The 26,733-nt window shown below is 71.1% G+C and carries 15 protein-coding genes; 11 read left to right on the forward strand and 4 right to left on the reverse strand.

Features of this window, described 5'->3' with window-relative positions; all coding sequences use genetic code 11:
• Positions 1-33 precede the first annotated feature (33 nt).
• From WME85_RS46360 to WME85_RS46385, 6 genes are all read left to right on the forward strand, one after another.
• A complete protein-coding gene (locus WME85_RS46360; RefSeq protein ID WP_437830985.1) occupies positions 34-720 on the forward strand; it encodes a DUF4956 domain-containing protein in 687 nt (228 codons plus the stop codon).
• A gap of 98 nt (positions 721-818) precedes the next feature.
• Positions 819-2,942, forward strand: coding sequence for an HlyD family secretion protein (locus tag WME85_RS46365; RefSeq protein WP_437830988.1), 2,124 nt, complete (start codon positions 819-821; stop codon positions 2,940-2,942).
• A 37-nt stretch (positions 2,943-2,979) separates the two neighbouring features.
• The gene (locus WME85_RS46370) at positions 2,980-4,272 is read left to right on the forward strand and encodes a CotH kinase family protein (protein WP_437830990.1); all 1,293 of its coding nucleotides are present in this window, start codon (positions 2,980-2,982) and stop codon (positions 4,270-4,272) included.
• Between the two features lie 153 nt (positions 4,273-4,425).
• Positions 4,426-5,106, forward strand: coding sequence for a methyltransferase domain-containing protein (locus WME85_RS46375; protein WP_437305481.1), 681 nt, complete (start codon positions 4,426-4,428; stop codon positions 5,104-5,106).
• A gap of 98 nt (positions 5,107-5,204) precedes the next feature.
• A complete protein-coding gene (locus tag WME85_RS46380; RefSeq protein WP_437830993.1) occupies positions 5,205-7,460 on the forward strand; it encodes a glycosyltransferase in 2,256 nt (751 codons plus the stop codon).
• A gap of 13 nt (positions 7,461-7,473) precedes the next feature.
• On the forward strand, positions 7,474-8,886 hold the full coding sequence (locus WME85_RS46385; protein WP_437830996.1) for a DUF362 domain-containing protein: 1,413 nt from the start codon (positions 7,474-7,476) through the stop codon (positions 8,884-8,886).
• A gap of 188 nt (positions 8,887-9,074) precedes the next feature.
• Here WME85_RS46385 and WME85_RS46390 read toward each other — a convergent pair whose 3' ends face one another.
• Complete coding sequence (locus tag WME85_RS46390; protein ID WP_437830998.1) at positions 9,075-9,848, reverse strand: hypothetical protein; 774 nt, start codon at positions 9,846-9,848, stop codon at positions 9,075-9,077.
• A 309-nt stretch (positions 9,849-10,157) separates the two neighbouring features.
• Complete coding sequence (locus WME85_RS46395; RefSeq protein WP_437831001.1) at positions 10,158-11,546, reverse strand: sigma-54-dependent transcriptional regulator; 1,389 nt, start codon at positions 11,544-11,546, stop codon at positions 10,158-10,160.
• A gap of 114 nt (positions 11,547-11,660) precedes the next feature.
• Here WME85_RS46395 and WME85_RS46400 point away from each other — a divergent pair, with 114 nt between their 5' ends.
• Positions 11,661-14,432 carry a hypothetical protein gene (locus WME85_RS46400; protein WP_437831003.1) on the forward strand — a complete coding sequence of 924 codons (2,772 nt, stop codon included), beginning with the start codon at positions 11,661-11,663 and terminating at the stop codon, positions 14,430-14,432.
• A gap of 132 nt (positions 14,433-14,564) precedes the next feature.
• Here the strand turns inward: WME85_RS46400 and WME85_RS46405 are convergent, their stop codons facing one another.
• Entirely contained in the window at positions 14,565-16,175 is a 1,611-nt protein-coding gene (locus WME85_RS46405; RefSeq protein WP_437831006.1) for an ATP-binding protein, read from the reverse strand.
• Between the two features lie 309 nt (positions 16,176-16,484).
• Here WME85_RS46405 and WME85_RS46410 point away from each other — a divergent pair, with 309 nt between their 5' ends.
• The 3 genes from WME85_RS46410 to WME85_RS46420 all read left to right on the forward strand — a co-directional run bounded on the left by WME85_RS46410 (position 16,485) and on the right by WME85_RS46420 (position 21,078).
• Complete coding sequence (locus WME85_RS46410; RefSeq protein ID WP_437831009.1) at positions 16,485-17,906, forward strand: sigma 54-interacting transcriptional regulator; 1,422 nt, start codon at positions 16,485-16,487, stop codon at positions 17,904-17,906.
• A 194-nt stretch (positions 17,907-18,100) separates the two neighbouring features.
• The gene (locus WME85_RS46415; protein ID WP_437831012.1) at positions 18,101-20,347 is read left to right on the forward strand and encodes a bifunctional serine/threonine-protein kinase/formylglycine-generating enzyme family protein; all 2,247 of its coding nucleotides are present in this window, start codon (positions 18,101-18,103) and stop codon (positions 20,345-20,347) included.
• 314 nt (positions 20,348-20,661) lie between these two features.
• Entirely contained in the window at positions 20,662-21,078 is a 417-nt protein-coding gene (locus tag WME85_RS46420) for a hypothetical protein (RefSeq protein WP_437831014.1), read from the forward strand.
• Between the two features lie 471 nt (positions 21,079-21,549).
• Here the strand turns inward: WME85_RS46420 and WME85_RS46425 are convergent, their stop codons facing one another.
• Positions 21,550-23,772, reverse strand: coding sequence for a caspase family protein (locus WME85_RS46425; protein WP_437831017.1), 2,223 nt, complete (start codon positions 23,770-23,772; stop codon positions 21,550-21,552).
• Between the two features lie 819 nt (positions 23,773-24,591).
• Between WME85_RS46425 and WME85_RS46430 the strand changes: the two genes are divergently transcribed.
• Positions 24,592-26,733 carry a carboxypeptidase-like regulatory domain-containing protein gene (locus WME85_RS46430; protein ID WP_437831019.1) on the forward strand — a complete coding sequence of 714 codons (2,142 nt, stop codon included), beginning with the start codon at positions 24,592-24,594 and terminating at the stop codon, positions 26,731-26,733.

The following is a 26,733-nucleotide window of genomic DNA, read 5'->3' on the forward strand; positions in this document are numbered from 1 at the left end:
CGCGACCTCGATCGCCGCGGGGAAGAGCGGGTCATGACGGCCGACTGGCTCGGATGGATCACCCAGGGGAGCGTCGTGGACCTCCGCCGGGCCGTCGTGTCGCTCCTGCTCGCGTTCGGGCTCGGCCAGGCGATCGCGGTCGTCTACATGACCACGTTCCGCGGGCTCTCCTACTCCCGATCGTCCGTGCAGAGCATGGCGATGGGCAGCGTGATCACGTGCATGCTGATGCTCTCGGTCGGCAGCAGCATCGCCGCCGGCATCGGCGTCGCCGTGGGCCTGAGCGCGGTCCGGTTCCGCACGACGATGCGCGATCCGCGCGACATCATGTTCGTCTTCGCGGCGCTCGGCGTCGGCGTCGCCTGCGGGCTCCAGGCGCTCGGCGCGGCCCTCATCGGGACGGCGGTCTTCGGGGGCGGGTCGCTGCTCCTGCACTTCACCAACTACGGCGCGCGGCGGCAGCCTGACGGCCTGCTCCGCTTCACCGTGCCCGCCAGGCCCGAGGCGGACGAGGCGCTCGCGAGCGTCCTCCGCGCGCACTGCCGGACCTTCTCGCTCGTGACGCTCCGGGAGGCCGCCCAGGGGACCGTCATGGAGCACGCCTACCAGATCAGCGTCCGCGCGCCCGAGCTCCGGGCCCCGCTCGTCTCGCGGCTGCAGGCCATCCCGGGCGTGCAGGACGTCTCGCTCATGCTCCAGGAGCCGACGCTGGATCTCTAGCGGCCGAGATCCATCGCCGGGAGGCGGGCGGCTCGCGCGCTGGCGGCCGCTCGACCGGTCGACGCGACCGCCGTGACACAACCGCGCAAGGATCATCGATGTACAGCTACTCGCGACTCCGCTCGGCGCTCCAGGACGCTGGCCCCGTGTTCACCCTCGTGCTCACGCTGGGCGCCGCCCTGTGGCTCCACCTGGACGGCAGCCCGCGCGGGCGGGTCTTCGGCTTCGCGGAGGCGTTGCCCGAGGTGGTCTCGCCGATCGAGACAGCGCGGGTGGCCTCGATCGAGGTGACGGTCGGCCAGGAGGTCTCGGCCGGGCAGGTCATCGCGAAGCTCGACACCTCGGTGATCGACGCCGAGATCAGCATCGCGAAGGCGCAGAAGGCGCAGGTCGAGGCCGATCTGCAGATGGAGCTCGCCCTGCTCGAGCAGGAGCTCGACGTGGATCGCGCGTCGATCGAGCGAGACCTCGCGGCGCAGCGCGAGGAGCAGCGCCGCGCGGTCGCCGAGGCCAGGGTGCTCGACGGCGAGATCTCGAGGATCAAGCAGCTCGTCGACGACCGGCTGGCGGTCGTCGGCGACCTGACGAAGCTCGACGTACAGCACGCGACCGCCACGGCGATCGCGGGCGAGAAGCCGCGGACCTTGGGCCTCCTCAACGCGCAGCTCAAGGCGGCGGAGCGGCGCCGGAGCGAGCTCAGGGACCGCGGGTCCGGGATGGCGGCGAAGCTCGACGCGGACGTGCGGGTCGCGTCCGAGAGCATCGCGCTGCTCGAGCAGCGGCGCGAGGGGTACGTGCTGCGCGCCGCGAACGCGGGGCGCGTCGCCTCGATCGACAAGCAGCCCGGCGAGGTCGTCCCCGCCGGCGAGCCCCTGGTGCAGCTCCTGAGCGCGCGCACGGGCGCTCGCGCGGTCGCCTGCGTCCCCGAGCGCTCCGCGCTCGGCCTCCAGGAAGGGGACGCGGCCGAGCTCTGGATCCGGGACCAGCTCGGCGCCTCGATCCCGGGCTCGGTCATCGCCGTGGGCCCGCTCGTCTCGGAGCTCCCGGCGCGCTGCTGGCCGACGCCGGAGATGCCCGCGTGGGGCCGCGTCGTCACCATCGCGCTGGACACGCCGATGGCGCTCGTCCCCGGCCAGGCGTTCGACATCACGTTCGGCGCCCGCCGCGGCGCGGCCGCCGCCGCGCCGCCGAAGCCCGCCCCCGCCGCGCCGCCGAAGCCCGCCCCCGCCGCGCCGCCCGGGCCCCCCGCGGCGTCGGCCCAGGCGCTCATGAAGGTGCCGCCGGCCCTGGCGGGCCGGTCGCGCCTGGAGCCGTCGGGCATCCTCGCGCGCCCCGGCGAGTCGCGGTACCTGATCGTCAGCGACGACACGGGCCACGAGCGCCGCGACGAGGGCGCGCCGTGGCTCTTCGCGATGTCCACGGGCGGCGCGATCGAGCCGGAGCCGGTGACCGTGAGCGGCGTCGACGAGCTGAGCGACGTCGAGGGGATCGCCGCGGGCGACGCGGGCGAGATCTACCTCCTGTCGTCGCAGAGCTACAGCAAGAAGGGGAAGCGCAAGCCGGAGCGGAGCGCGCTCCTCCGCCTCCGCCCGGAGGGCCGCGGCTTCCGCGTCGACGGCGAGATCCACCTGGCGGAGGTCCTCGACGCGGCCCCCGCGCGCGCCGCCGCGCTCGGCCTGCCCGGCGGGACGCGGGCGCTCGACGTCGAGGGCCTCACCTTCCGGCAAGGCGCGCTGTACCTCGGGCTGAAGGCGCCGCTCGATCCGCAGGGCAACGCGATGATCTGGCGGATCGCCGCCCCGGGCGCGCTCTTCGGCGACGAGAGCCCCGCGCCGGTCACCGCCGCCGGGGGGCCGAAGCGCCAGCGCTCCGCCGATGAGGCGAGGCGCTTCGAGGCGGCGCGCGTGTCGCTGTGGGCGCGCGCGCGCGTCGACGTGGAGCTCGCCGGGCGGCCGGCGCCGGGCGGCATCTCGGAGCTCCTGTTCATGCCGGACGGCTCGCTCGCGGTGACGTCCACGCCCTCGACGGAGGACGGCGACGCCGGCGCGCTGTGGCGGGTGGATCGGCCCGAGGCCGGGGTCCTCGCGCCGCGCCTCGTCCAGCGGTTCCCGGGGCTCAAGCCCGAGGGGCTCGCGCCCTCGCTCGCGGCGGGCGCGCTGATGGTCGTGTTCGACGCCGGCAGCGCCGCGCCCTCCTTCCAGGAGCTCCCGTGGGGCCCGTGAGCCCGTCGGCGGCCACGCCCCACCGAGGCGATCGGCCATGGTGGAAAGGCGCGGGTCCACGGCGGTGTTCGACGGTACGCTGAGCGCCATGAGCTTCCGTCGCGCTTCCTCCGTCCTCCCCCTCCTCCTCGTCGCGGCGAGCCAGAGCGGCTGCGCGGTGAGCGACGCGAGCGACGACGCCGCCGCGGTCTTCGACCGGACGGTGCTGCACACGGTCGCGATCACCGTCGACCAGGGCCACCTGGACCAGCTCGCCACGGACCTCGATGACCGCGTCCCGTGCACCATCGTCTATGACGGCGAGGAGGTCAGCGGTGCCGGCATCCGGCAGAAGGGCAACTCGCTCGTGGACCTCTCCGACAAGCCGAGCTTCAGCCTGAAGATCGACGAGTTCGACGAGGAGGCGGAGCTGCGCGGGCTCAAGAAGCTCCTGTTGAACAGCGCCAAGCAGGACCCGACGTTCCTGCGCGAGCAGATCGGCGAGGAGCTGCACGACCGCGCCGGGGTGCCCGCGGCGCGCAGCGCGCACGCGGTGGTGACCTTCAACGGCGTCGACAAGGGGATCTACGTCGTCACCGAGGCCGTCGACAAGCGGTTCCTGCGGCGCCATTTCGGCGAGGTGAACGACGAGGGAGCCCTCTACGAGGGCCCTTGCTGCGGCGATTTCGTCGAGGACCTCGACGCCGTGGAGCTCGACGGCGGGGAGGACGAAGGCGCGGCCGAGCTCCGCGCGCTGGCCGGCGTCATCCGGGACACGCCGGACGAGCAGCTCGAGGCGCGCGTGAGCGAGCGCCTCGACCTCGACCGGTTCATCACGGGCTTCGCGCTCGAGGCGCTCCTCGGTCACTGGGACGGCTACGCATTCCGCGCGAACAACTACTACCTTTACAAGAACCCGGCCGACGGGCGCTTCGTGTTCATCGCCCACGGCATGGATCGGATCCTCGAGGACGCGTGGTTCGACCCCGAGACGGCGCCCGTCGCCGTGCTGCCGGGCCGGATCCGCGCGATCCCGGCGCTCGACGAGCGCTTCCACGCCGAGCTCGCCCGGGTCGCGAGCGCGGCGTGGGACGAGCGCGCCGTGCTCACGGTCGTCGACGAGGTGGCGCAGCTGATCGGCACGGCCAGCGCCGGCGAGGCGACCCAGAGCGACCTGAGCGGGTTCACCGCGCGCGTGAGCGCGCTGCGGAACGACCTGAAGCTGCGCCGCTCGCTGGTCGATCCCGCGATCGCGTGCGGCGACGGCGAGCTCGAGGGGCTCGAGACGTGCGACGACGGCAACACGGCCGGGGGCGACGGGTGCAGCGCGAGGTGCCGCGTCGAGCCTTGAGGGCGCCGCGCCGGCGGCCTGCCGGGCGGACGCGCTCCATCCCGCGCGCGAGCCATCGCACGAGCGCGCCGCCCACGCAGAGCCGTCGTCTGAAGGCTCAGCCCGGCCGCGCGCGCGGGTGAGGCTCCGCCGCCCCCGTGCTATGGGGCGGCCATGCCGAACGCCGCCGGCGACATCGACGTGGAGGCGCTGAACGACCGCCTCGCCCGCGAGCACCCGATCGACGACTACTACGACCGCGCCCCGCTGCCGATCCGGCTCATCGAGCGCGAGCGGCTCGCCATCATCCGCGACATGCTCGGCGACTGCGCCGGCCTCGAGCTCGCCGAGATCGGCTCGGGCGGCGGGCACGTGCTGCGGATGTTCCCGCGGGCGCGCATCACGGCCATCGACGTCTCCGACGTCTTCCTCGACACCGCCCGCAAGAACCTCGCCGGCTACGACGCCCGCTTCCTCAAGGGCGAGGTCGACCGGCTCGACCTCCCCGCCGCGAGCTTCGATCGCGTCATCTGCACCGAGGTCCTGGAGCACACGGTCGACCCCTCCGCCGTCCTCGCCGCCATCGCCCGCCTGCTGCGCCCGGCCGGCGTCGCGGCCATCACGGTGCCGAACGACCCGCTCATCGCGCGGCTGAAGGGCCTCGTCCGCCGCACGCCCGTCGGCTACCTCCTGCGCGATCGCGTCCAGTGGGGCGGCGACGTCTACCACCTGCACCAGTGGACTCCCGACGAGTTCGGCCGCCTCCTCGCGCGCCACTTCCGCGTCACCGAGCGCCGCGCCGCGCCCCACGGCGCGCTGCCGATCCGCGCGTGCTTCCGCTGCGTCCCGCTGTGACCTCCGCCGCGCCGCCGCGCCGCCCGGGCGCGCGGGCGCTCATCGCGCGCCTCGCCCGGACGCGGGCTCCCCTCTCAGGCAAGATAGGCGAACACACCATGTCCGACACCCGATCTGAGCTTGCTCCGGAGACACCGATCGAGCTCTCCGTCATCGTGCCCTGTCTGAACGAGGAGCTGAACGTCCCCGAGCTCGTCGAGCGCGTCCTCGGCGTCTTCCGCGAGGGAGGCCTCGCGGGGGAGCTCATCCTCGTCGACGACGGCTCGACCGACGGCACGAAGACCACGATAGAGGCGCTCGCGGCCGCGCACCCGGGGCTCGTCGTGGGGTGCTTCCACCCGCAGAACCGCGGCATCACCGCGGCGTGGCGCACCGGCGCGGCCGCCGCGCGCGGCAAGCTCGTCTCCATCATCGACGCCGACCTCCAGTACCAGCCCGAGGACCTCCTGCGCCTGCGGCGCGAGCTCTACGAGCACAGCGTCGATGTCGTCCAGGGCTGGCGGAGCGCCGTGGGGCGGCGCCGCGACCGCCGGTACCACCTGAGCCGCGGGCTCAACTACCTCCTCAACAAGACCTTCGGCATGTCGCTCCAGGACAGCAAGAGCGGCTTCGTGATGTGCGCGCGCGAGGTCTTCCAGGACCTGCTCACGTACGAGGGGAGCTACTTCTACTGGCAGTCGTTCATCCTCGTCGCCGCGCACGCCAAGGGCTACTCGTACAAGGAGGTCGAGACGCTCTTCGAGCAGCGGCGACAGGGCGTCTCCTTCCTCGACGGGCACGAGGTGGGCGCCGTCGCGAGGTCGTTCTACGACCTCGGCAAGGCGGTGTGGGAGTACCGCGTGGACCGGATCCCGGCGGACGTCGCCACGCAGTACCTCCGCCGCCACCCGGTCGTCGACCGCTCGCCGGAGCGCGATCCGGTCACCGCGGGGCGGTGGCGCGCCTACCTCGCCGCGTTCAACCACACCCACTGGATGATCACGCGCGACGTCGAGCACTACTACGAGACGCTGCGCAAGACGCAGTGGCTCACGCCGGAGCAGACCCGCGAGCTCCAGGACGAGAAGCTGCGGCGGCTCCTGCGCCACTGCTACCGCAACGTGCCTTATTACCGCGCGCGCATGCAGGAGCTGAAGCTCCGGCCCGAGGACATCCACGGCCAGGAGGACCTCCACAAGCTGCCCTTCCTCACGAAGGCGGATATCCGGCGCCACCTCTATTTCGACATCATGTCGGAGAACCACGACAAGTCGCAGGTCCTCAAGATCACGACCAGCGGCTCCACCGGCGAGCCGTTCGTCTGCTACGCCGACCGGGCGCAGCTCGAGTTCCGCTGGGCGGCGACGCTGCGCGCGCAGGAGTGGACCGGCTACCGCTTCGGCGACCCCACGGTGCGGCTGTGGCACCAGACGATCGGGATGACGCGGTGGCAGGCGGCCCGCGAGCGCGCGGACGCGATCCTGTCGAACCGGACGTTCATCCCGATCTTCGAGCTGTCCGACGACAACCTGAGCGGCACGATCGAGCGGATCGCCGGCGTCCAGCCGGTGCTGATGGACGGCTACGCCGAGGCGCTCGATTTCCTCGCGCGTTACGTCAAGAACGTCGAGAGCACCGGCAAGGTCGCGGCCCGGCCGCGCGCGATCATGTCGAGCGCGCAGACGCTGCCGCTGCCGAGCCGCCGGCTCATCGAGGAGGCGTTCGGCTGCAAGGTCTTCGACAAGTACGGCAGCCGCGAGTTCTCGGGCATCGCGTACGAGTGCGACGCGCACGAGGGCCATCACGTCGTCGCCGAGGGGTACATCGTCGAGGTCCTGCGCGACGGGCGCCCCGCGCAGCCGGGGGAGATCGGCGAGGTCGTGATCACCGATCTCAACAACTTCTGCATGCCGTTCGTGCGCTACCGCATCGGCGACCTCGCCGAGGCGATGGATCCGGCCGTGCCGTGCCCGTGCGGCCGGGGGGCGCCGCGCGTGGGCCGCATCGAGGGGCGGGTCCAGTCGATCATCCGGGGCACGGACGGGCGGTACCTGCCCGGCACGTTCTTCGCGCACTATCTCAAGGAGTTCGATTACGCGATCAAGCGGTTCCAGGTGGTGCAGGAGGAGCGCGACGCCATCACGTTCCGCGTCGTCAAGGGCGGCCGCTTCTCGCAGCAGGTGCTGGACGACGTGCTCGCGACGTTCCGCCATTACCTCGGCGAGCGGATGCGCATCGCGGTCGAGTTCGCGGACGACATCGCGCTCATCCGCACGGGCAAGCACCTCGCGAGCGTCTCGCGGCTCAACGTGGACTTCCAGCGCGCCGCGCCGGCGGTGATCCTGTCCCCGGGGCAGGACGGCGCGGCGGGCTAGCGAGGAGCTCGGGATGGCAGCGACGATGAACCGGGTCGTGACCGTATCGAGGCCGGGGGTGAGCTACGTCGATCGCGCGCCGTTCGACCCGCCGGGCCCTGTGTACGAGGCCGTCGAGGCGCTCTTCCGGCGGCTCGGGCTCGACGCGGGCCGCGCGGGCACGCCGGAGTGGAACCCGCTCGGCGACCTGATCGCGCCGGGCGACCGCGTCGTCATCAAGCCGAACCTCGTCTCGTCGAAGAACCTGCACCAGAAGATCACGGGCGAGCGGCTCGCCGCGTCGAGCACGCACGGCTCGCTGCTCCGGCCCGTGCTCGACTACGCGCTCCGCGCCGCGGGCCCGCGCGGCAGGGTGCGCGTCGTCGACTCGCCGGTCGAGGGCTGCGAGATCGAGAAGGTCGCCGGCCCGCTGGGCATCTTCGAGGTCATCGATCACCTCAAGGCCCGCGGTCACGACGTCGATTTCATCGACCTGCGCTATTTCCGGGTCGCGCCGGTGTTCGCCCTCGACGACGTGCGCCGCTTCGGCCGCTCGTGGAACCTCGGCCTGCTCCTGCGCCGCCGCCTGCCCGGCGATCCGCGGGGCTACCGGGTCGTCGACCTCGGCCAGGACAGCTTCTTCGCGAGCGCGGGCGCCCCGCGCCCGGGCGCGCTGCGGTTCCACCGGAGCCATTACGCGACCCCGGTGCCGCACCACAGCGGGCAGCGGCACGAGTACAGCATTCCGCAGACGCTCCTCGACGCCGATGTCGTCATCAACCTTCCCAAGCTGAAGACGCACAAGAAGACCGGGGTCACGCTGTCGCTGAAGAGCGTTATCGGGCTCACCAACGAGAAGTACTGGCTCCCGCACTTCACCGAGGGCGATCCGTCGGTGGGCGGCGACGAGTTCGATCGGCCGCAGGGCGTCGGCGAGGCGGTGGAGAACAAGCTCAGTCGGCTCCCGCTCCCGGGCGATCACTCGCTCGTGGCGCGCGCGCCGCGGCTCGGGGCGCCGCCGAAGGTCATCGATGGGAGCTGGGAGGGGAACAACACGCTCTGGCGCACCATCCTGGATCTCAACCGCATCCTGTTCTTCGCGGATCGGGGCGGCGCGCTGCGCGGGACGCCGCAGCGGCGGTATCTGACGATCGTCGACGGCATCGTCGCGGGCGAGGGCGAGGGTCCGCTCGGGGCGACGCCGGTGCGCGCGGGGCTCCTGATCGGCGGGTTCGACCCGAGCCTCGTCGACGGGGTCGCGTCGCAGGGGATGGGCTTCGATCCGGCGCGGATACCGCTCGTGCGGGAGTCGCTGGGCGGGGTGTTGCTCCCGGGCGGTCACCTGGACGAGGTCGAGCACCTCGTCGACGGGCCCGCGCCGGGCTACCTGTTCAAGCCGCCGCGGAGCTGGCCGTCGCTCTTGCCTCGGCTGGCCGGCGCGGCGTGATGGGGGTCCGAGCGTCTGGCGCTTGTCAGGACACCGAACAGGTTGGAACTCTGAGAAAATGAAACCACAGAGGCACAGAGGACACAGAGGAACAACAGGAAGAAAAACGCTGTGTCCTCTGTGCCTCTCTGTGGTTCACATCTCTTCATTCCCGGGCGTTTGAAGCTGACCGGTGCTCTAGGTACGGTTCACTTGACGACGAACGTGCAGCAACCGAGGACGCAGGAGTAGCCGTCGGAGCACCCGTCGCCGCCGCCGCAGGGGTCGTCGCACGTCCAGGCAGACCCGCCTTCGCCGCCGTCGGGGTCGCCGTCGCTGCCGCCGGTGCCGCCCGTACCGGTGCTGCTGCTGTCCGTGCCGCCGTCGTGCGAGCAGCCACCCTCGCCGCCGTCGCTGCCGCCCGTGCTGGTGCTGCCGCCCGTGCCGCCGTCGCCCGTGCCGCCGGAGCCGCTGCCGGGACCGTCGTCGCAGTGGCCAGGGCCGATCCCCCCCTCGTTGAAGTCCGCGAGCGAGCCCGAGAGCGACACGGCCGAGTCGGCCGCGCTGCCCCGCTTCACGCCGTACGGGAGCCGGCCGTCGGCGTCCTTGTTGGCGGCCATCCACGCCTCGGCGTCCGCGAGCGCCCCGCCGAGGGCACCGTCGCTCGCGCCGCTCGCCGTGTTGAGCAGCGCGGCGATGAGCTGGTGTCCGAGGATCAGGCTGGCGTCGCCCTTCGGGGGCGTCCGGAAGAGCTCGAGCAGCTCCGCCTGCGAGTACTCCACCCCGCCGATGGTGAGCGACGACACCGGCCAGCTCTCCTCGTGGTTCTTCCAGTAGCCCTGCGTGAGCGTGCAGCCGTCGCCATCGGACGTGGGCGGACTCACGACCACGTTGCCGCTCCCTTCGCCGAGGCGATCGGCGCCGGCGAGCCCACAGCCGACGAGGGCAGATCCGACCAGCGACAGGCATCCCACAAGCATCATCCTGCTAAGCGCCATGACTCCTCCTGAAGTTCTCATCGGTGATGGTCGCTCCTCGCGAGGAGCAAGCGAGCGACATCGCACGTGCTGAGCGGCCGGCGTCGCGCCGATCGGATGCACCCGTGATCCCTGATCGACGGAGACAACGCTCTCGATCGGGCTGAACTGGCCACGGTGCCTGGCGAGCCGCGCTCTCGGTCCTTCAGTGCCGGCGTGGGCTCGGCGCGGCTCATGTTTTTGTGGTCGCCTGCAGATTCACGGCGAGATCTCAGGTGAGTGAACTTTTACCTCACCATCGCATCTCCACCGGGCTCATCCCTTCAGCCCGTACCGATCCATCTTGTTGAGCAGCCCCTGGCGCGACAGCCCGAGCCGCGCCGCCGCCTGGCTCCGGTTCCCCTGGGTCGCCCGGAGCGCGGCGGCGATCTCGCGCCGCTCGAGCGCCGCGATCTTCTCTTCCAGCGTCGCGCCCTCCGCGGGCTCGTCGCCCCCCGCCGCCGCGGGCGCGCCGCCTCGCCGCGCCGGGGAGAGGTCTTCTTCGAGGATCTCTCCCCTCCCGCCGGCCATCACCAGCGCGCGCTGCATCTCGTGCCGGAGCTCGCGCAGGTTGCCGGGCCAGTCGCAGGCCTCGAGCCTGCGCATCGCGCCGGGCGATATCGTGGTCACGGGCGAGCGCGGCACGAGCGCCCGCGACACGTTCAGGAAGTGCTGCGCGAGCAGCGGCAGATCGCCCACCCGGTCGGCGAGCCGCGGCAAGGCGATCTCGATCCCGCGCACACGCCAGTAGAGGTCGTCGCGAAAGGTCTTGCCCGCGACCATCGACTCCAGCGCCTTGTGCGTCGCCGACACGATGCGGACATCCACGATCGCCGGGCGCGCCGCGCCCACGGGCAGGATCTCGCCCGTCTCGAGCGCGCGCAGCAGCTTCACTTGCAGCGCCGGATCCATGTCGCCGATCTCGTCGAGGAACAGGGTGCCTCCGTCCGCCTCGACGAACAGGCCAGGGGCGTCCTTGATCGCGCCCGTGAAGGCGCCTCTCCTGTGGCCGAACAGGGTCGACTCCAGCAGGGTCGGCGCGAGCGCGCCGCAGTTGACCGCGATGAAGGGCTTTTCCTTCCTCCGGCTCCTCGCGTGCAGGTAACGGGCGAACACCTCCTTGCCTGTCCCCGATTCACCCGTGATGAGCACCGGCACGTCGGTCGGCGCCGCGCGCTCGCACAGCGTCCTCGCCTCGAGGAAGGCCGGCGACTGCCCGAGCAGGGTCGAGGCGTCGCCCTCGCGGGCGGTGAGGGAGCGCTCGAGCTCCGCCACGCGGTCCTCGAGCTCGAGGCGCGCCGCCGCGCGCGCGACCACGGCGAGCAGCACGTCCGGATCGACAGGCTTCGCCAGGAAGTCGTAGACGCCGCGCTGGACGAGGCGCAGCGCCAGCGGCGTCTCGCCCGCGCCGGAGACGACGATCACCTTGGCGGCCGGCCGCTCGGCGAGGATCTTCTCCGCGAGCGCCGCGCCCTCCTCGGGTCGCCCCGACGGCGGCAGCATGAGGTCGAGCACGACGAGGCGCGCGCTCGTCCGGCGGAGCTCCGCGAGCGCCTTCGCGGCGACCCCGGCCTCGGCGACGGTGTACCCCTCCTGCGCGAGGAGCTCGCGGTAGGCGTCGCGGAAGCCGGGATCGTCGTCGATGAGCAGGACAGTCTCGGTCACGCGTGACCGTACCGCACCGCCCGGGCGCGGATCCAGGGCAGCGCTTGCTCGGCGACCGCATCTCCATGGTATCATTTGTTGTTTGTTCCCCCCTCAGCCTCCGAGGTGTCCTTGATGAAGCTCGTTCTCTGGTCGCTCCCGGCGCTCGCCATCGCCGCCTGCAGCGACACCGGCCCGCTCGTCGACGAACCCCGAGCTGCCGCGACCGCCCCGAGCGCGCTCGCCGCGGCCCGCTCCTACACCCTCTTCGAGAGCGGCCAGGTCCGCCCTCTCGCCCTCTCGCCCGACGGGTCGACGCTCTTCGCCGTCAACACGCCCGATAACCGGCTGGAGATCTTCAAGGTCAAGAAGGGGAGGCTCCAGCACCGCGGCTCGGTCGCCGTCGGCCTGGAGCCCGTCGCGGTGGCGGCCCGCAACAACGACGAGGTCTGGGTCGTCAACCACCTCTCCGACAGCGTGAGCGTGGTCGACGTCTCGCAGCCCAGGAAGCCCCGCGTGGTGCGCACCCTGCTCGTCGGCGACGAGCCTCGCGACATCGTCTTCGCCGGCGCCGGAAAGGGCCGCGCCTTCGTCACCACCGCGCACCGCGGCCAGAACAGCCCGGTGGACCCGGCGCTCACCACGCCGGGCGTGGGCCGCGCCGACGTCTGGGTGTTCTCCGCGGCGAGCCCGAGCCCGACGCCGCTGACCATCGTCACCCTCTTCAGCGACACGCCGCGCGCGCTCGCCGCCACGCCCGACGGCGCGCGCGTCTACGCGGCGGCCTTCCACTCCGGCAACCGCACCACGGTGGTGGAGACCAACGTGGTGAACCTCGGCCTCGGCCTGCCCCCGCCCACGACCAACGCCGCGGGCGTCGCGCAGCCGTCGGCGCCCCTCATCGTCCGGTTCGACGGCCAGCACTGGGTGGACGAGCTGAATCGCTCCTGGGACGACAAGGTGAACTTCGCGCTGCCCGACAAGGACGTCTTCGTCCTCGACGCCACGGCCGACCCGCCCGCGCCGGTCGCGGGCCCCGCGGGCGCCTTCCAGGGCGTCGGCACGGTCCTCTACAACATGGCCGTCAACCCGGTGAGCGGGCGCGTCTACGTGGCCAACACGGAGGCGTTCAACGAGCAGCGCTTCGAGGGCCCTGGCGTGTTCGCGGGCCACAGCGTGCGCGGCCGCTTCAACCACAACCGCATCACGGTGGTCGACCCGGCGACGGGCGGCGTGGCCCCACGGCACCTGAACAAGCACATCGACTACAGCGCGTGCTGCGCCCCCGTCCCGAGCGCCGAGAACCAGAAAAGCCTCGCGCTGCCTCAGGGCATGGCCGTCTCGGGAGACGGAGAGAGGCTCTATGTCGCCGCGCTCGGCTCGGACAAGATCGGCGTCTTCTCGACCGCGGCGCTCGAGGCCGACACCTTCGCGCCCGACCTCGCCCACCAGATCCCGGTCTCCGGCGGCGGGCCCACCGGCGTCGTGCTGGACGAGGCGCGCGAGCAGCTCTACGTCCTCACCCGCTTCGACAACTCCATCTCCATCCTCGACGTCGAAGACCGGGCCGAGGTCGGGCACGTGTCCATGTACAGCCCCGAGCCGGAGAGCGTGGTCCGCGGCCGGCGCTTCCTCTACGACGCCTCGTTCTCGTCGAGCCACGGTGACTCGGCCTGCGCGAGCTGCCATGTCTTCGGCGACGCCGACAGCCTGGCGTGGGACCTCGGCGACCCCGACGCGACGACCACGCCGATGCCAGGGCCCTTCGTGGTCGATCCGACGCTCTTCGGCCAGCCCGCCGAGTTCGCCGCCCTCAAGGGGCCGATGACGACGCAGAGCCTGCGCGGGATGGCCAACCACGGTCCGATGCACTGGCGGGGAGATCGCACGGGTGGGAACGACGCGCCGAGCGCGCAGCCGGACAGCGGCACCTTCGACGAGGAGGCCGCGTTCAAGAAGTTCAACGTCGCCTTCGTCGGCCTGCTCGGCCGGAGCACGACCATCCCCGAGGCGGACATGCAGGCGTTCACCGACTTCGTCCTCCAGGTGATGTATCCCCCCAACCCCATTCGCCGGCTGGACAACTCGCTCACCCCCGATCAGGAGGCGGGCAAGGCGTTCTTCACCCAGCCGGGCGGCGCGTGCAGCACGTGTCATGTGCTCGATCCCGCAGGCAACGCCGAGCACGGAGTTCCATTTCCCGGCTTCTTCGGGACCGACGGGCGCTACACGTTCGACTTCATCTTCCAGAGCTTCAAGGTCGCCCAGCTGCGCAACGTCTACCAGAAGGTCGGCATGTTCGGCATGGTGCAGAACCCCCGCTTCAACGACCGAGACAACGCGTTCCAGGGCGATCAGATCCGCGGCTTCGGCTTCGCCCACGACGGGGCGGCGGACACGATCTTCCGCTTCCACGATCAGCGCGGCTTCAACGAGGCTCCCGGGGTCGCCGGCTTCCCGCCGGGCGAGGCAGGCGACGTGCTGCGGCGGCAGGTGACTTCCTATCTGCACGCCTTCGACAACAACCTCGCGCCGATCGTGGGCCAGCAGGCGACGCTCGCCGGCGCCGGCGACGCGGCGGCCGAGCAGCGCGTGGACCTCCTGATCGCGCGCGCCGACGCGGGAGAGTGCGATCTGGTGGTGAAAGGCCGCGTGCACAACAAGGAAGTGGGCTTCCTTTACCAGGGCAATGGCACGTTCCGCCGGAACAGGGCGGCGAGCGCGGCGCTCGGCGCGTCGGCGCTGCGCCAGCTCGCGACCGCGGCGAGCGCGCTGACCTACACCTGCGCGCCGCCGGGCGCCGGGGTGCGGATGGCGCTCGACCGCGATGGCGACGGGGCGCTCGACGGTGACGAGGAGGACGCGGAGACCGATCCGGCGGATCCGGCGAGCCAGCCCGGAGGCTGAGCCCGGGCCGCGCCCTCTCGCCCGCGCTCATCGACCTCCAGCGACCGCGCCGCTCGCCGCGACGCGGGGTGAGGAAGCCGAGGTCTCTCGCCCGGCATTCACGCTCACGCTCGCCGGGCGGCGGTCATCGCCTCACCCCGCCGGCTCCTCCGCCCGCGCCGGCCACCGCGCCTCGAAGCGCGCGCCGCCTCCCGGCGCGCGCTCGTGGCGCAGCCCGCCCCCGTGCCGCTCCAGCCACCGCGCCGCGACCGCCAGGCCGAGGCCGGTGCCCGGGTGCTTCGCGTCTCGCCCCCTCCCCGTCACGAACGGCTGGAACAGCCGCGCCTCGATCTCCTCCGGCACCCCTGGGCCGTTGTCCTCCACGCGCACGACGACGAAGCCCGCGTCCTGCTGCTGCTCCTGACCGCGCGCGACGACGACGCGGATCCGCCCTTCGGCGCTCCCGTCGAGCGCGATGGCCGCGTTCTGGAGGAGCGCCGTGGCCGCGTCGAGGAAGGCCCCGCGGTCGGCCTCGATGAAGATCGACCCGCGTGCCTCGGAGGCGATCTCGATGGGCGGCGCGCCCTCGCCGACGATCTGCCGGACGTGGCTCGCCGCGAGCCGGAGCGTGGCGAGCACGTCGACCTCGGTCACCTCGAGCGGCCGCGGGCGGCTGTACCGGAGCAGGTCGTCGAGGAAGCGCCGCGCCCGGTCGACCTGGGCGCGCAGCGACGCCACGGTCTCGGGCCTGGCGCCCTGGCGCTCGAGGAGCTTCGCCTGCGCGGCGATGACCCCGAGCGGATTGCGGATCTCGTGCGCCACGGCGCTCGCGAGCCGCCCGAGCTCGGCGAGCCGCTCGGCCTGGTCGGCGCGCACCTCGACGCGCTCGACCTCGTCGGCGAGGTCGCGGACGCCGATGGGCCTGTCGAAGAGCCGGCGCCCGACGTGCTCCACGACGAGCAGGCGCAGCGGATCGAGCGGCAGGGCGGCGAGGAACAGGACGAAGAGGAGCCAGGGGAGCGACGCGCCGCCGCCGGGGGAGAGGTACGGTAAGAGCTTGAAGAAGGCGGCCAGCCCGAACGTGGACAGCAGCGCCGTGAGGACGGCGTAGGCGAGCCCCTGCATGACGACGCGGCGGGAGCGCCCGAGCTCGCTGTTCAGCACGGCGTAGGCCACGATCAGGATGGCGAGGAGCAGGACCGGCGCGCCGAGGAGCACGTCGCCGAGCCCGAGCACGCGCAGCCCCACGACGAAGCCGCCCCCGAGCGTCGCGAGCACGCTGCCGAGGAAGAGCGCGGCGATGCGCCGCTGCTGGAGCCCCCGGGCCGCGAGCACCGAGCGCCCGAGGAGGGCGACGACCGCGACCACGGCGAGGGCCATGACGGCGGAGAGCGGGAAGAACAGCGGGCCCGGCGAGCGGGCGCCAGGGCCGTAGAGCAGGCGCGGGGCGACGGCCCCGAGCAGCGCCACCGCGGCGCTCGCGGCGTAGGCCAGGACGACGGGGCGGCGCGAGGCGCCCGCGACGTCGGCGTAGGCGTGGGCGAGGCCCGCGGCGACGATGATCCCGCTCGGGACGACGTGCTCGGCGAGCGTCATCGTGCTGTCGGTCTCGAGCAGGATGAGCCCCGTGACCCAGAAGGCGAGGAAGAAGCAGAGGGCGACGAGGCCGCGGCCCACGTTGCGCCCGAGGCGCAGCGCGGTGACCGCGACGGTCACGGCGACGGCCCAGAGCGGGTAATATGCGAGAGCGACAAGGGGTCTCACGGGATCTCGGCGGGGTGGGAGGCCGAAGATAGCGCCGGACGCCGCGACGCCGCGACGCCGCGGGGGTCGCGACGGTGCTGCGGGGGCGCGCGCAGCGCCTCAGGCGCCGGGGGTCTTGTCGCCTTGCTTCCGGGTCAGCCCGAGCCTTGATACCCATCGCGCGGGCGGCCCGCGCGCGGTCCCATGACCCGCGCGCCCCGACACCTTCAACGAATCCAGCAACGATGTAATCTTGCAAGTGTCGCTGCGAGCGGTCCCGGAGCCGTCGGCGTTCCAGGTGGCCTCCTCGATGCGCTATTTGTCGGGTGCATGGCCCAGGATTTCCCCACCACCAGCAGGCCAGGCGAGGTCAAGCTCGAGGCGACGACCGAGGAGAAGCCGCCGGTGGTCCGGCGCGGCCTGCCACAGGTGTTCCGCCTGCGCCTGGTCTATTCCAGCCACGACATCCTGAACCCGCCGGTCCTCTTCACGCCGTCGCGGGGCGCGACGCCCATGGGACGCGACGTGAGGAGCGGTATCCCCCTGCCCCGCGACGGACGCGCATCGCGGCTCCACGCGACGCTCCACGCCGACGCGCTGGGCCGGCTGCGGGTCGTCGACGAGCAGAGCCGCAACGGCACGTACGTGAACGGGCAGCGCGTCGACGAGGCGTTGCTCGAGGACGGCGACGTGCTCTCGATCGGCGACTCGTACCTCGTGGTGCGCGCCGAGCCGGAGCATCAGGCCGACGCGCCGGTGCCGTCGCTCCTCGGCGACGCCCCGTCGATGCGCGCGCTGCGCGCCGCCATCCACCGCGTCGGCCCCACCGCGGTCACGGTGCTGCTCCTCGCCGAGAGCGGCTGCGGCAAGGAGGTGGTGGCGCGCGCCGTGCACGACGCCAGCAGGCGGCGAGGGCCGTTCATCGCCGTGAACTGCAGCGCCATCCCCGAGGGCCTCGCGGAGAGCCAGCTCTTCGGCCACCTGGCCAATGCGTTCAGCGGGGCAGTGGCCCGCCCGGGGCTGTTCCGCGCCGCCGATGGGGGCACGCTCTTCCTGGACGAGGTCGGCGACCTGCCGCAGGCGGTGCAGCCCAAGCTCCTTCGCGTGCTGCAGGATCGCATGGTGCTCCCCGTCGGGGCGACCGTTCCGGTCGCCTGCGACGTGCGCATCGTCGCCGCGACGAACCGCGACCTCACGGCGGACATCGCGGCGCACCGCTTCCGCGGCGATCTCTTCGCGAGGCTCTCGGAGTTCCCGCTCGGCATCGCCGCGCTCCGCGAGCGCCGCGAGGACATCCTGCTCCTTCTCGAGCACGCGCTCGGCGCGCCGCGCCCGCGGATCAGCCCGGCGCTCGCGGAGGCACTGCTCCTGCATCCGTGGCCGTTCAATGTTCGCGAGTTGTTCGCTCTCGCCGCCCAGCTCCGCATCCGAGGAGGCGAGGCGGAGGTGCTCGATCTCGAGCTCGTGGCCGACAGGCTGGAGCCTCCCTCCAGCGCCGCGCCCGCAGCGTCACGGCCGACGACCGCCCCCGACCGGCGCCTACCGTCGGACCGCGTGGCCTCCAGCGAGGAAGAAGCGCGGCGCGAAGCTGAAGAGAGGGAGCCTCCGCCCGACCGAGCCCAGCTCGAGGAGCTGCTCCGCGCCCACCGCGGCGTGGTGGCGGACATCGCGCGGGCGATGCGCCGGTCGCGCAAGCAGATCTATCGGTGGATTGCCCATCACAACCTCGACGTGCAGCGCTTCCGCAGCTGACGTGCCGCTCACCGCAGGCGCGTTGCCCTCGGCCCGCCGACCACGAAGATGGTTACAGCATGGGCGGCACGCCGATGCTGCCTCGGCCACGCCGCGTACTCCCGGCCATCGATATGTCTTCTTTCCCCCACAGTTCGCCGTTATAGGGTTCTCCCGAGCAGATCGAGGCCGCGGAGCCTGACCCGAGGCGCAGCTTGGATTCACTCATCGGATCGTGCATCGGCCAGTACCTCATCGCCGAGGAGATCGGGCGTGGGGGGATGGGGATCGTCTACCGGGCGGTCCATCAGAGCGTTGGACAGCTCGCGGCGGTCAAGGTGCTCTCAAGCCACTTCGCCCGCGATGAGAGCCACCTTCGTCGCTTCGCTAACGAGGCGCGGGCGCTGAGCCGGGTGGCTCACCCGGGGCTCGTGAAGATCTTCGACTTCGGCCAGACCCCCCGGGGCGAGCCGTACATTCTGATGGAGTACCTCGGAGGCGAGCTGCTGCGCAGCCGCCTGGCTCGCAGCAGGAAGCTCGCCCTCTCGGAGGCGCTCCATATCGGCCGCCAGGCTGCGTCCGCGCTGGCGGCGGTCCACAGGAATGGGATCGTCCACCGCGACGTGAAGCCCTCCAACATGATGCTCGTCGCCGATGACGAGGCGCCGGGCGGAGAGCGCCTGAAGCTGCTCGACTTCGGCATCGCCCGGGTCGCCGGCGAGGGGGCCGATCTCACCGCGCCGGGCGCCGTGCTCGGCACGGCGCTGTACATGTCGCCAGAGCAATGTGCCGGCGAGTCGCTGGTCGACGGCCGCTCGGACGTCTACGCCCTCGGCGTCGTTCTGTACGAGCTGCTCGCCGGGAGGCCGCCGTTCAACGGTCAGTCCGCCGAGGTCCTGCGCATGCACCTTTTCCAGGACGTGCGCCCGCTGGAGGAGCTCGCCCCGGAGATCCCGCGCGAGATCTCGAGCTTGATCGGGCGCATGCTGGCGAAGCCGCCGTCGCTGCGCCCGGACATGACCCAGGTCAACGAGGCCATGCGCCGCGACGTCGGCGAGGCGAGGGTCGCGCAGGCGATCCCACCGGAGCCAGCGCCGCCGCAAGGCGCCAGTGGCCACCTGGACGAGGCAGCCCTGCGGGCCTTGACCACGCGCCCGAAGACGCCTCATCGAGGCAACACCAAGGTCGCCAGGGACACCGAGGCCGCCCGCCCGGGGACCGCGCCACCACCGCCGGCAGGACTCCAGGCGACGGCGCATGAGGTGGTCCGTGGAAACCTCAACGAAACGATGGACGGCGCCGCGCCGAACGCGCGGTGGCGACGGCTGCGCGCCCTCGCCGCGAGCGCGCGCGTCATGCTGCGCGCGACGCCAGGGAGGATCGCGCGGCAGCGGCGGAGGTTGCTCATCCTCAGCGTGCTCGCGCTCCTCGTGCCGCTCGGGCTCACCGGCTCAGGCCTGTTCCGTGATAAGACCAACGCGGTCTCTGGCCTGTCCCCTGCCAGCAGCGGCGCTTCTGCTGGCTCGTCCATTGCCAGCAACGACGCTTCCGCTGGCCCGTCCGCTGCCAGCAACGACACCAGCGACGGCATGCAACTGTCCAACATGGTGCGGCTCCCGGGAGGCCAATTCCGGATGGGCAGCACGCGCGCCGAGATCGAGGCCGAGTGCCAGCGCCTCGGGCCCGAGTGCCGCCGGGACCTGCTCGAGCGAGAGCAGCCGCTCCGGGAGGTCACCGTGGCCCCCTTTTACATGGATGCTCATGAGACCACCAACGCAGACTTCGCTGCGTGGCTCGATGTGACCTCGCCGACCCTCGACATCAAGGAGGACTCCGAGCACCGCATCCCGCGCTACGTGTACGAGCGCGCGCGGGGCATTCTGCTCGTCGATCTCTTCCCCGAGTTCTCAGGGATTGTCCTGCTCCCGGACAGACGCTTCGTGCCCCGCGAGGGTCACGAACGCAAGCCGGTCATCCAGGTGACATGGGACGCCGCGTCGCTCTACTGCAAGGCCCGCGGAAAACGCCTCCCCACGGAGGCCGAGTGGGAGTTCGCCGCGCGCGGAACGACGTCGCGCAGGTTTCCCTGGGGCGCGGACCCGCCGCGATGCGACGGCGTCGCCTTCGGGCGGAGCGAGAAGGGTCTCTGCGAGAGCTCTCCGAAGGGGGAGCACGACGTGGGCACGTCCCCGCAGGACAGGACACCTGACGGGGTCTGGGATCTCGGCGGAAATGCGGCGGAATGGGTGCAGGATCAGTTCTTGCTTCCCCATTACGAGGAATGCGGCGCTTGCATCGACCCGGTGATGGAGAAGCCCGGCGCACCGCGCGAGGAGGACCTGCGCATACGCCGAGGCGGCTCATGGGCATCGTCCGATGTGATGTCTCGTGGTGCGACGCGCGGCCGCGGGCTTCGCATCGAAGGGCGGACCGCGCTGGGCTTTCGTTGCGCCTCGCGGTGAAGGACCGCTCTCTGGGAGCGGTGATCCGAGCAGGACGCGACGGCGGCCGCGATGAGTCAAGACACAGCTGATCACGGGCGCCTGGTCGCCAGGCGTCTTGCTTGCGACAACCCATCGAGCCTCGTGAGGCTCTACTCTACCCAACAACACTGTCCCAGGAGAAGACCATCATGCCGATCCGCAATACCGCTGCGAGAGCCAGGCCGGCACCACAGCCCGACACGGCGTCGAAGAAGTCGTTCATCCGAAGATCCAAGAAGGGCGCTCCCTCCACGAGGGATAGCGAGCTCCAGCGCCTACCGTGGGAGCTCTCCGTGTTCGTCCGCAATGCAGTCAAGAAGCTCTCCGCTGAGGCGGTGACGGGCTTCCTGGCCCCAGCCGGCACGAAGATAGCGTTCGAGGGGCAAGTCGATGGCGATGCCTACGTGTACCTCGTGCACATCGCCGAGCCCAGCCGGGTCATCACGACGTACCCGGCAGATGGCGAGACCATCCGGGCCACGGCCGGTGAGACCAAGCGCGTCCCGGCGACGGGTTGGTTCGTCGTACCGACACCAGGGAAGCTCTTGGTGCTGAGCTCGCTGCGCGTCCTCAGCCGCAAGGAGATCGCTGACGCGCTGGACGGGCGCCATCCGAAGCCCGGAGTAGCGACCGAGAAGGACGCATATTCCCGGACCGGGGCTCCCGAAGCAAAGAAGGACAGCCCGGATGGATCCACCGTGAGCTCCTGATCGGTGCATGATCGCGCCTCGAGCGTTGAGGCACCGCGGGACGCACCAGCGCGCCCCGCGGGTCGAGGGCCTGGACAGCCGACCCTGAATCGGCGCCGGAGACCGGGCTCACGGATCGCGACTCGGCCCGCAGAACGGACCATGACTGACGTGGTCGAGAATCCCGGCTTGTATCCCGTGTCTGCCTCTCGATTGCGCGGCGTACAGATCGCATCGAGGGCATGAAATCACTGCCATTCCGGCGGAGCGTCCCCCTGGACGTGAGCGAGCGTCGCGGCCACTTCATCGCGAGCCGCAAGCGGGGCTCGCGCGCGAGCCGACCAGCCGGTCCGAGCGGGGTCCGAACGGTCGGTCCTTCATGCTCACCAGCGCCTCCCAGCGTACGGAGGAGCCGTCTGCAAGCTTCACGTCCAAGCAGCCGGAGTTGCTGGCGTAGCCAGCTCGGGATCCGCTGTTCAGAGCGTGGGCTCGTCAGGATCTTCGATGGCGGAAGTCGGCGAGGATCATGCTCCCGGTGCCCTCGATTCTCGCCGTGGGGATCTGCAGGGAGAGCGACTGCTCGCGGCTCCATTGCTGGACGCCGCGCGTCACGTAATAGCTCAGGTCATCGACGGTCACGAAGCCCTTGGAGCGGTCGGCCTTGCCGAGGAGGCCATCGAGCACGAACGACGTGAACACGCCGAGCCTGGCTTCAGCGCGCTCCATCGCGATCTGCTGGGACGTGCTGCCCGACAGGACGGCGAGGCCCTCGGCGAGCTCGAAGACATCGTGGACGAACGCAGGATCGAGGGCGGGACCGTCGAGCGAGCGTCCGAGCTCGACCCCGGCGTGGCAGGCGTCGAGGAAGAGGATCTTGCGGCGTGCAGGGGACTTGAGGAGGATCCGCTTGATCCTGTCGACCGAGAGAGACGTCTCCGAGAGCGCCTGTTTGCTGGTGTCGCGAAAGAGGAGGACTGGCTTGCCCTTGTGCAGGGTGCCGTGACAGGAGAAATGCACGAGGAGCAGGTCGTTCGGGCTCAGTCCGTTGGCGAAGACGCTCAGCTCGTGCAAGACGCGGTTGCGGAGCGGTAGCATGCGGTCTTCCTTGACGTCGTCATGCATCGCCATCACCGTCGTGTAGTCCAGATCGTTCTGGAGGGCCTCCCCGAGCTGCACGACGTCGTTCACGCAGAAGCGCAGGTCGCCGATGCTGCGGTCGTCGTAGCGGCGCACGCCGACGAGGAAGGCGTGGCGACCGGCCACAGGACCGAGCACTTGCGCCTCCGCAGCGGCCAGGGCGCTTAGCGTCGCGTCCTCATCGGTCGCTGCCTCCTCTCCGCGGGCGAGAGGCCGCTCTGCGCGTACCGCCGTCGCCTGAGGGGGTGCCGGTGCCTGGGGCGGCTCGACCGCGCGCATCACCAGCGTGCCTTGATTGCGCGGGGACGGCGCCGCAACGGGAGGCGGCGCGTTCGGCGGCGGAGGCGCCTGATAGGTCGAACAGGAAACAGGCGGCGTCGAACTGGTATGTTGCGCAGCGGCCCTGGTTGCAGCGGCTTCGGCGGCGAGTTGCTCCGTGATCAGGGTCCGGAGCTCGTCGTGAAAGGGCCGGAACGTGTCCTCGGCGCCGGGGCTCGCGAAGCGCTGGAGGAAGGGGCGAGCGACGCGCAGAAACGTGGTCGCGTCGAGGCGGTTGCTCCAGCCGGTGTGCGCGGCGATATACGAGAGCGGGAGCGGCGACGGGGCGGCGCAGAGCAGAGCGAGGCTGCGCTTGACCAGCGCCTCCGGCTCGGCGGGGAGGCGGTTCACGTGGCTCCATAGCTTGAGAAAGACGCCACGCAGCGTGCGGGGGAGAGGCTCGGCGAGGCGGCGGTCAGGGGGCAGCCGTCTCAACCATTCGGCGAGCTCGACCGAGTAGAGCATGTTGCCCTGGGCGCGCTGCACCGCCATATCGGCGACGTGCGGCGGCAGGTGGAGCTCCCGGATGACGCCGTCCCAGAAGGCGCGGCACGCCGCGTGGTTCGAGGGGAGCCATCGCGGAGCGTCGAGGTCGACGTGCGCCGGCGCGTACCGCATGAACCAGGTGAGGTCAGTGGTGGGGCGCGACGAGGCGAGCATGACCACGCGCGGCGGGAGCGGGGCCGGGAGCAGGCGGGCGAGATCGGAATACCCCCTCTCGTCCTCGGCTTCATCGAGGTCGTCGATGAGGAGGAGGAGGCGCATGGACTCGGGCTCCAGGACGCGGCGCGAGACACGCTCGAGAAGGTCGGCGAGGCGACGGTCGGGGCGCGCGTGCTCGTCGCGCATGTCGATGAACCGGTCCTCGATCTGCGTCGCCAGGGAATGGGCGACAACCTCGGGCCGGTCGAGCGCGCTGGTCCTCAAGAAGTGTGAGGCGACGGCCCAGCGCTCCTCCGTGCGCACGCTGCGCTCGACCTGCTCGGCCCAGCGGGCGATGTAGCGGCTCGCGCCGGCGATGACGCCGCGCACGCGCTCCACCTCGCAGGCCGCGCTGACGCGCTGAAGGTAGCTGGCGAGGATCGCGCTCTTGCCCACGCCCGGAGTGCCCGTGACGAGGACCGAGGTCGCTCCTCTCCGGAAGAGGTCGTCGATTTCATGGAAGACCTCGTCGCGGGCAACGAGGCGGGGGTGGTGCTGGCGCTCGCCGCCGGGATTGGCGTGAGGGCCGGGAATGCGCTCGCCGTGCTGCATTATCATGACATGTCGCGAGTTCTGGTCTGCTGTCAAGGGTCTTCCTGGAGCGTCTGTGGCGATGGTGATTCCAACATGGCGGCTGAAGCTGCGCCTCTGCGTGGAGCGGCGGTGTCCTCGCGCATCGGGCCAGAGCGTACGGGCGCGGCGCTATCGCCGGGGCCCCGCTGGCGCCATTGCACCCGGCGCGCCCGCGCCGCCTCCCGACCCTCCCGAGCCCGCTGCCGGACGCGCACGGGACGGCGCGCGGGCGCGCGCGTGGGCCGCCCATCCGCCATTCCCCGGGCGTCCTAACATCGTCAAGGGTCGCTCGCGTGCATGGAGCATCGCGCCGAGGCGCGTGGGCCCGTCCGGTTGGGCGCGCTCAACCCGGGCTCCGCCATTCCGCCCTGATCGCATTGCTCGTCGCAACGCTGCGCCTACCGATTCGCGACCGTGAGGACGTCCCCTCGCGCAGCGACGAGCAACCAGAGATCTCCGCCCGCGCGGCGGCCGAGCACGACCCCGTGGCAGGCTCAGGGACTGGCGCGACCTGTGCTTCACCCGTGCCTCCGGGGAGTCGACGGCAGCACGCCTGGCCGCACGCCGGCACGGGCTCTGTCGACTCGAGCTCAGGGCGAGGCGCGGCGTTGCACGGGATAGCACGTCACCTCACCTGGGTTCCTCGCTCCAGCCGACAACCCCTGCGTTCACCATCATCGCTGGGAGCAGCAACTCACGGGCTCACAGATGCGACGGGAGATCGAGCTTCGCGCTCATCGCCCGGAGCCTCGCGCCGTTCTGCTGCCCCGCTCAAGGGCCGTAAAGCCCAGGAGAAATTGATCAATGTCCGGCCAGTACCACCTCGAAATTCCGGTTCTCTCCGATCTCGGCGCGCTTCGCGAGCTGGGACAACGCCTCAAGGTCGTCGCCGTGGACAGGACGGGCGGCGTCACGAGCCGCCTCGTCAACGTCGACGAGAGAGGCAACGGCGCTGCGATCTTCGACTTCGCCGAAGATCCAGGCACCGTCACGATCGCGTTCGGCCCTGAAGGGATCGACGACGCCGAGCTCGTCAACATGCAGACGCTGACGATGAGGGCGCGCGTGACGCCGACGCTCAGGCTCCCGCCCGTCAAGATCGCGGCCACCTTCTGGAAGAGGTGGCTCCGGTGGTGCCGCAAGTTCGTCATCACCGGACGGGTCATCGATGAAGCGGGCAATCCAGTACCCGGCGCCGAAGTCACGGCGCTCGACGTCGACATATGGTGGTGGTGGAGCAGCAAGCAGCGGCTCGGCAGCGCCACGACCGGCATCGACGGGGCTTTCCAGATCGAGTTCACGTGGTGCTGCGGCCTGCTCCCCAGGGTCTGGTACAAGCGACGCCGCTGGCAGCTCGATACGACGCTGCATCGCTCGATCGCCACGGCGCTGGAGGCGGCGAGGATCGTCCGCGAGGTGCCTCCACCGTCGCCGAACGCCGATCTCTCCGCGTTCCGGTGGCTCGTCTCCGACCAGGAGCCCTCCTTGCTCCTCCGTGGAGGGGAAGTCGACCCCGCGCGGCTCGAGGATCTGCGTCAGAAGATCCGGCCCATCTTGCCGCGAGTGCCGGAGATCGAGCCGCTGCGGCTCTGGCCCTGGTACGCCTGGCAGCCTTGGTTCGACTGCTCGCCGGACGTCATCTTCAGGGTCCGGCAGCGGTGCGACGGCACGGAGGAGACGATCGTGGACGAAACGGTCCTCGACGCGCGGTGGAACATCTCGACGTCCATCGATGTCACGCTCCGCGCCGGCACGAACGCGTGCGCTGTCGACCAGACGGACGAGCCGCAAGGGGACTGCGTGCTCGTGGACAGCGCCTGCTCCATACCGCTCAGCGACGTCGGGGGCAACTCCGGCACCGCAGCGCAGCCGGTTGGCTACGCCAACCCTGGATCGAGCGATCAGCCCTTCGGAGGCGACATCTACTTGAATGGGAACTTCGGGGACGCGACCGATACCGACTTCTACGAGCCGGAGATATCGGTCGATGGCGGCGTGACCTACGAGCCGCTCATGCCCGACGAGCTCGCTTCGTTTGCTCGTCGCGTGCACTGGGCGTCCGGCCCTGGGTCGGTTTTCCAGTCGGCGCCCGTCCTCTTCGCGCCTGCGTACCTGCCGCACGAGGGCGGCGGAGAGCGCTTCGTCTACGAGACGCGGAAGCACTACCAGAAGACCCACGATCCGGCGACCTGGAACATCTCGCGGTTCTGGGGGACGGGGAACGTGAACCTGCTCGCGCTGTGGAAGACGAGAAGGAGGGCTTCTGACAGCTCGACGTCCCCCATGCGCTCCGACGGCACGTACCGCCTCCGTTTCAAGGGCTACCGGCTCGAAGGCGGTGTGCTGAAGGACGACCACGACCTGCCGACGTGCGCGACGGAGAGCCGCAACGGCATCGTCTTGACGATCGATAACCGGGTTGCAAGCCCGATCGCCGGGTCGATCCACCTCCGCACCGACGAGCCCATCGCCGATATCCTCGGCGTCAAGATCGTCGATGTGTCGGGGGCCGAAACCGCTGTAGGCGTTTGCGGCGTCGTCGGGAACATCGAGGGCAAGCAGCTTGTCATCGAGTTCAGGGCGTACGATGCTGACGGCCACCTCGACCACTACAAGCTCAGGCTCTCGTACGGGGACAGCCTCGTGCGCGACCTGCTCGCGCTCAAGGACGCGACGGTCGAGCCGGCGAGCATCGCGAGCGGCGAGATCACGGGATTCTCTCCCGGCGGCAGCAGCTATGCCACCGCCAAGAAGCAGGGGGCCACATCCCCGGTCTGGACGGGCGGCACCTTCAAGTACCGGGTGGACGCGGCCCTGGCGTTCCCTGAGGAGTGCGCTTACCTGCTCGAGCTTCAGGTCGTCAAGCGGACGCTCGTTGGCTGCTCCTCGGAGCTCGCTGACCGCAACGTCGCTCAGCAGAGCTTCACCGTGATCCGCGATCACTGA

The sequence above is a fragment of the Sorangium sp. So ce1153 genome (assembly GCF_051521595.1).
Classification (GTDB): Bacteria; Myxococcota_A; Polyangia; order Polyangiales; family Polyangiaceae; genus Sorangium.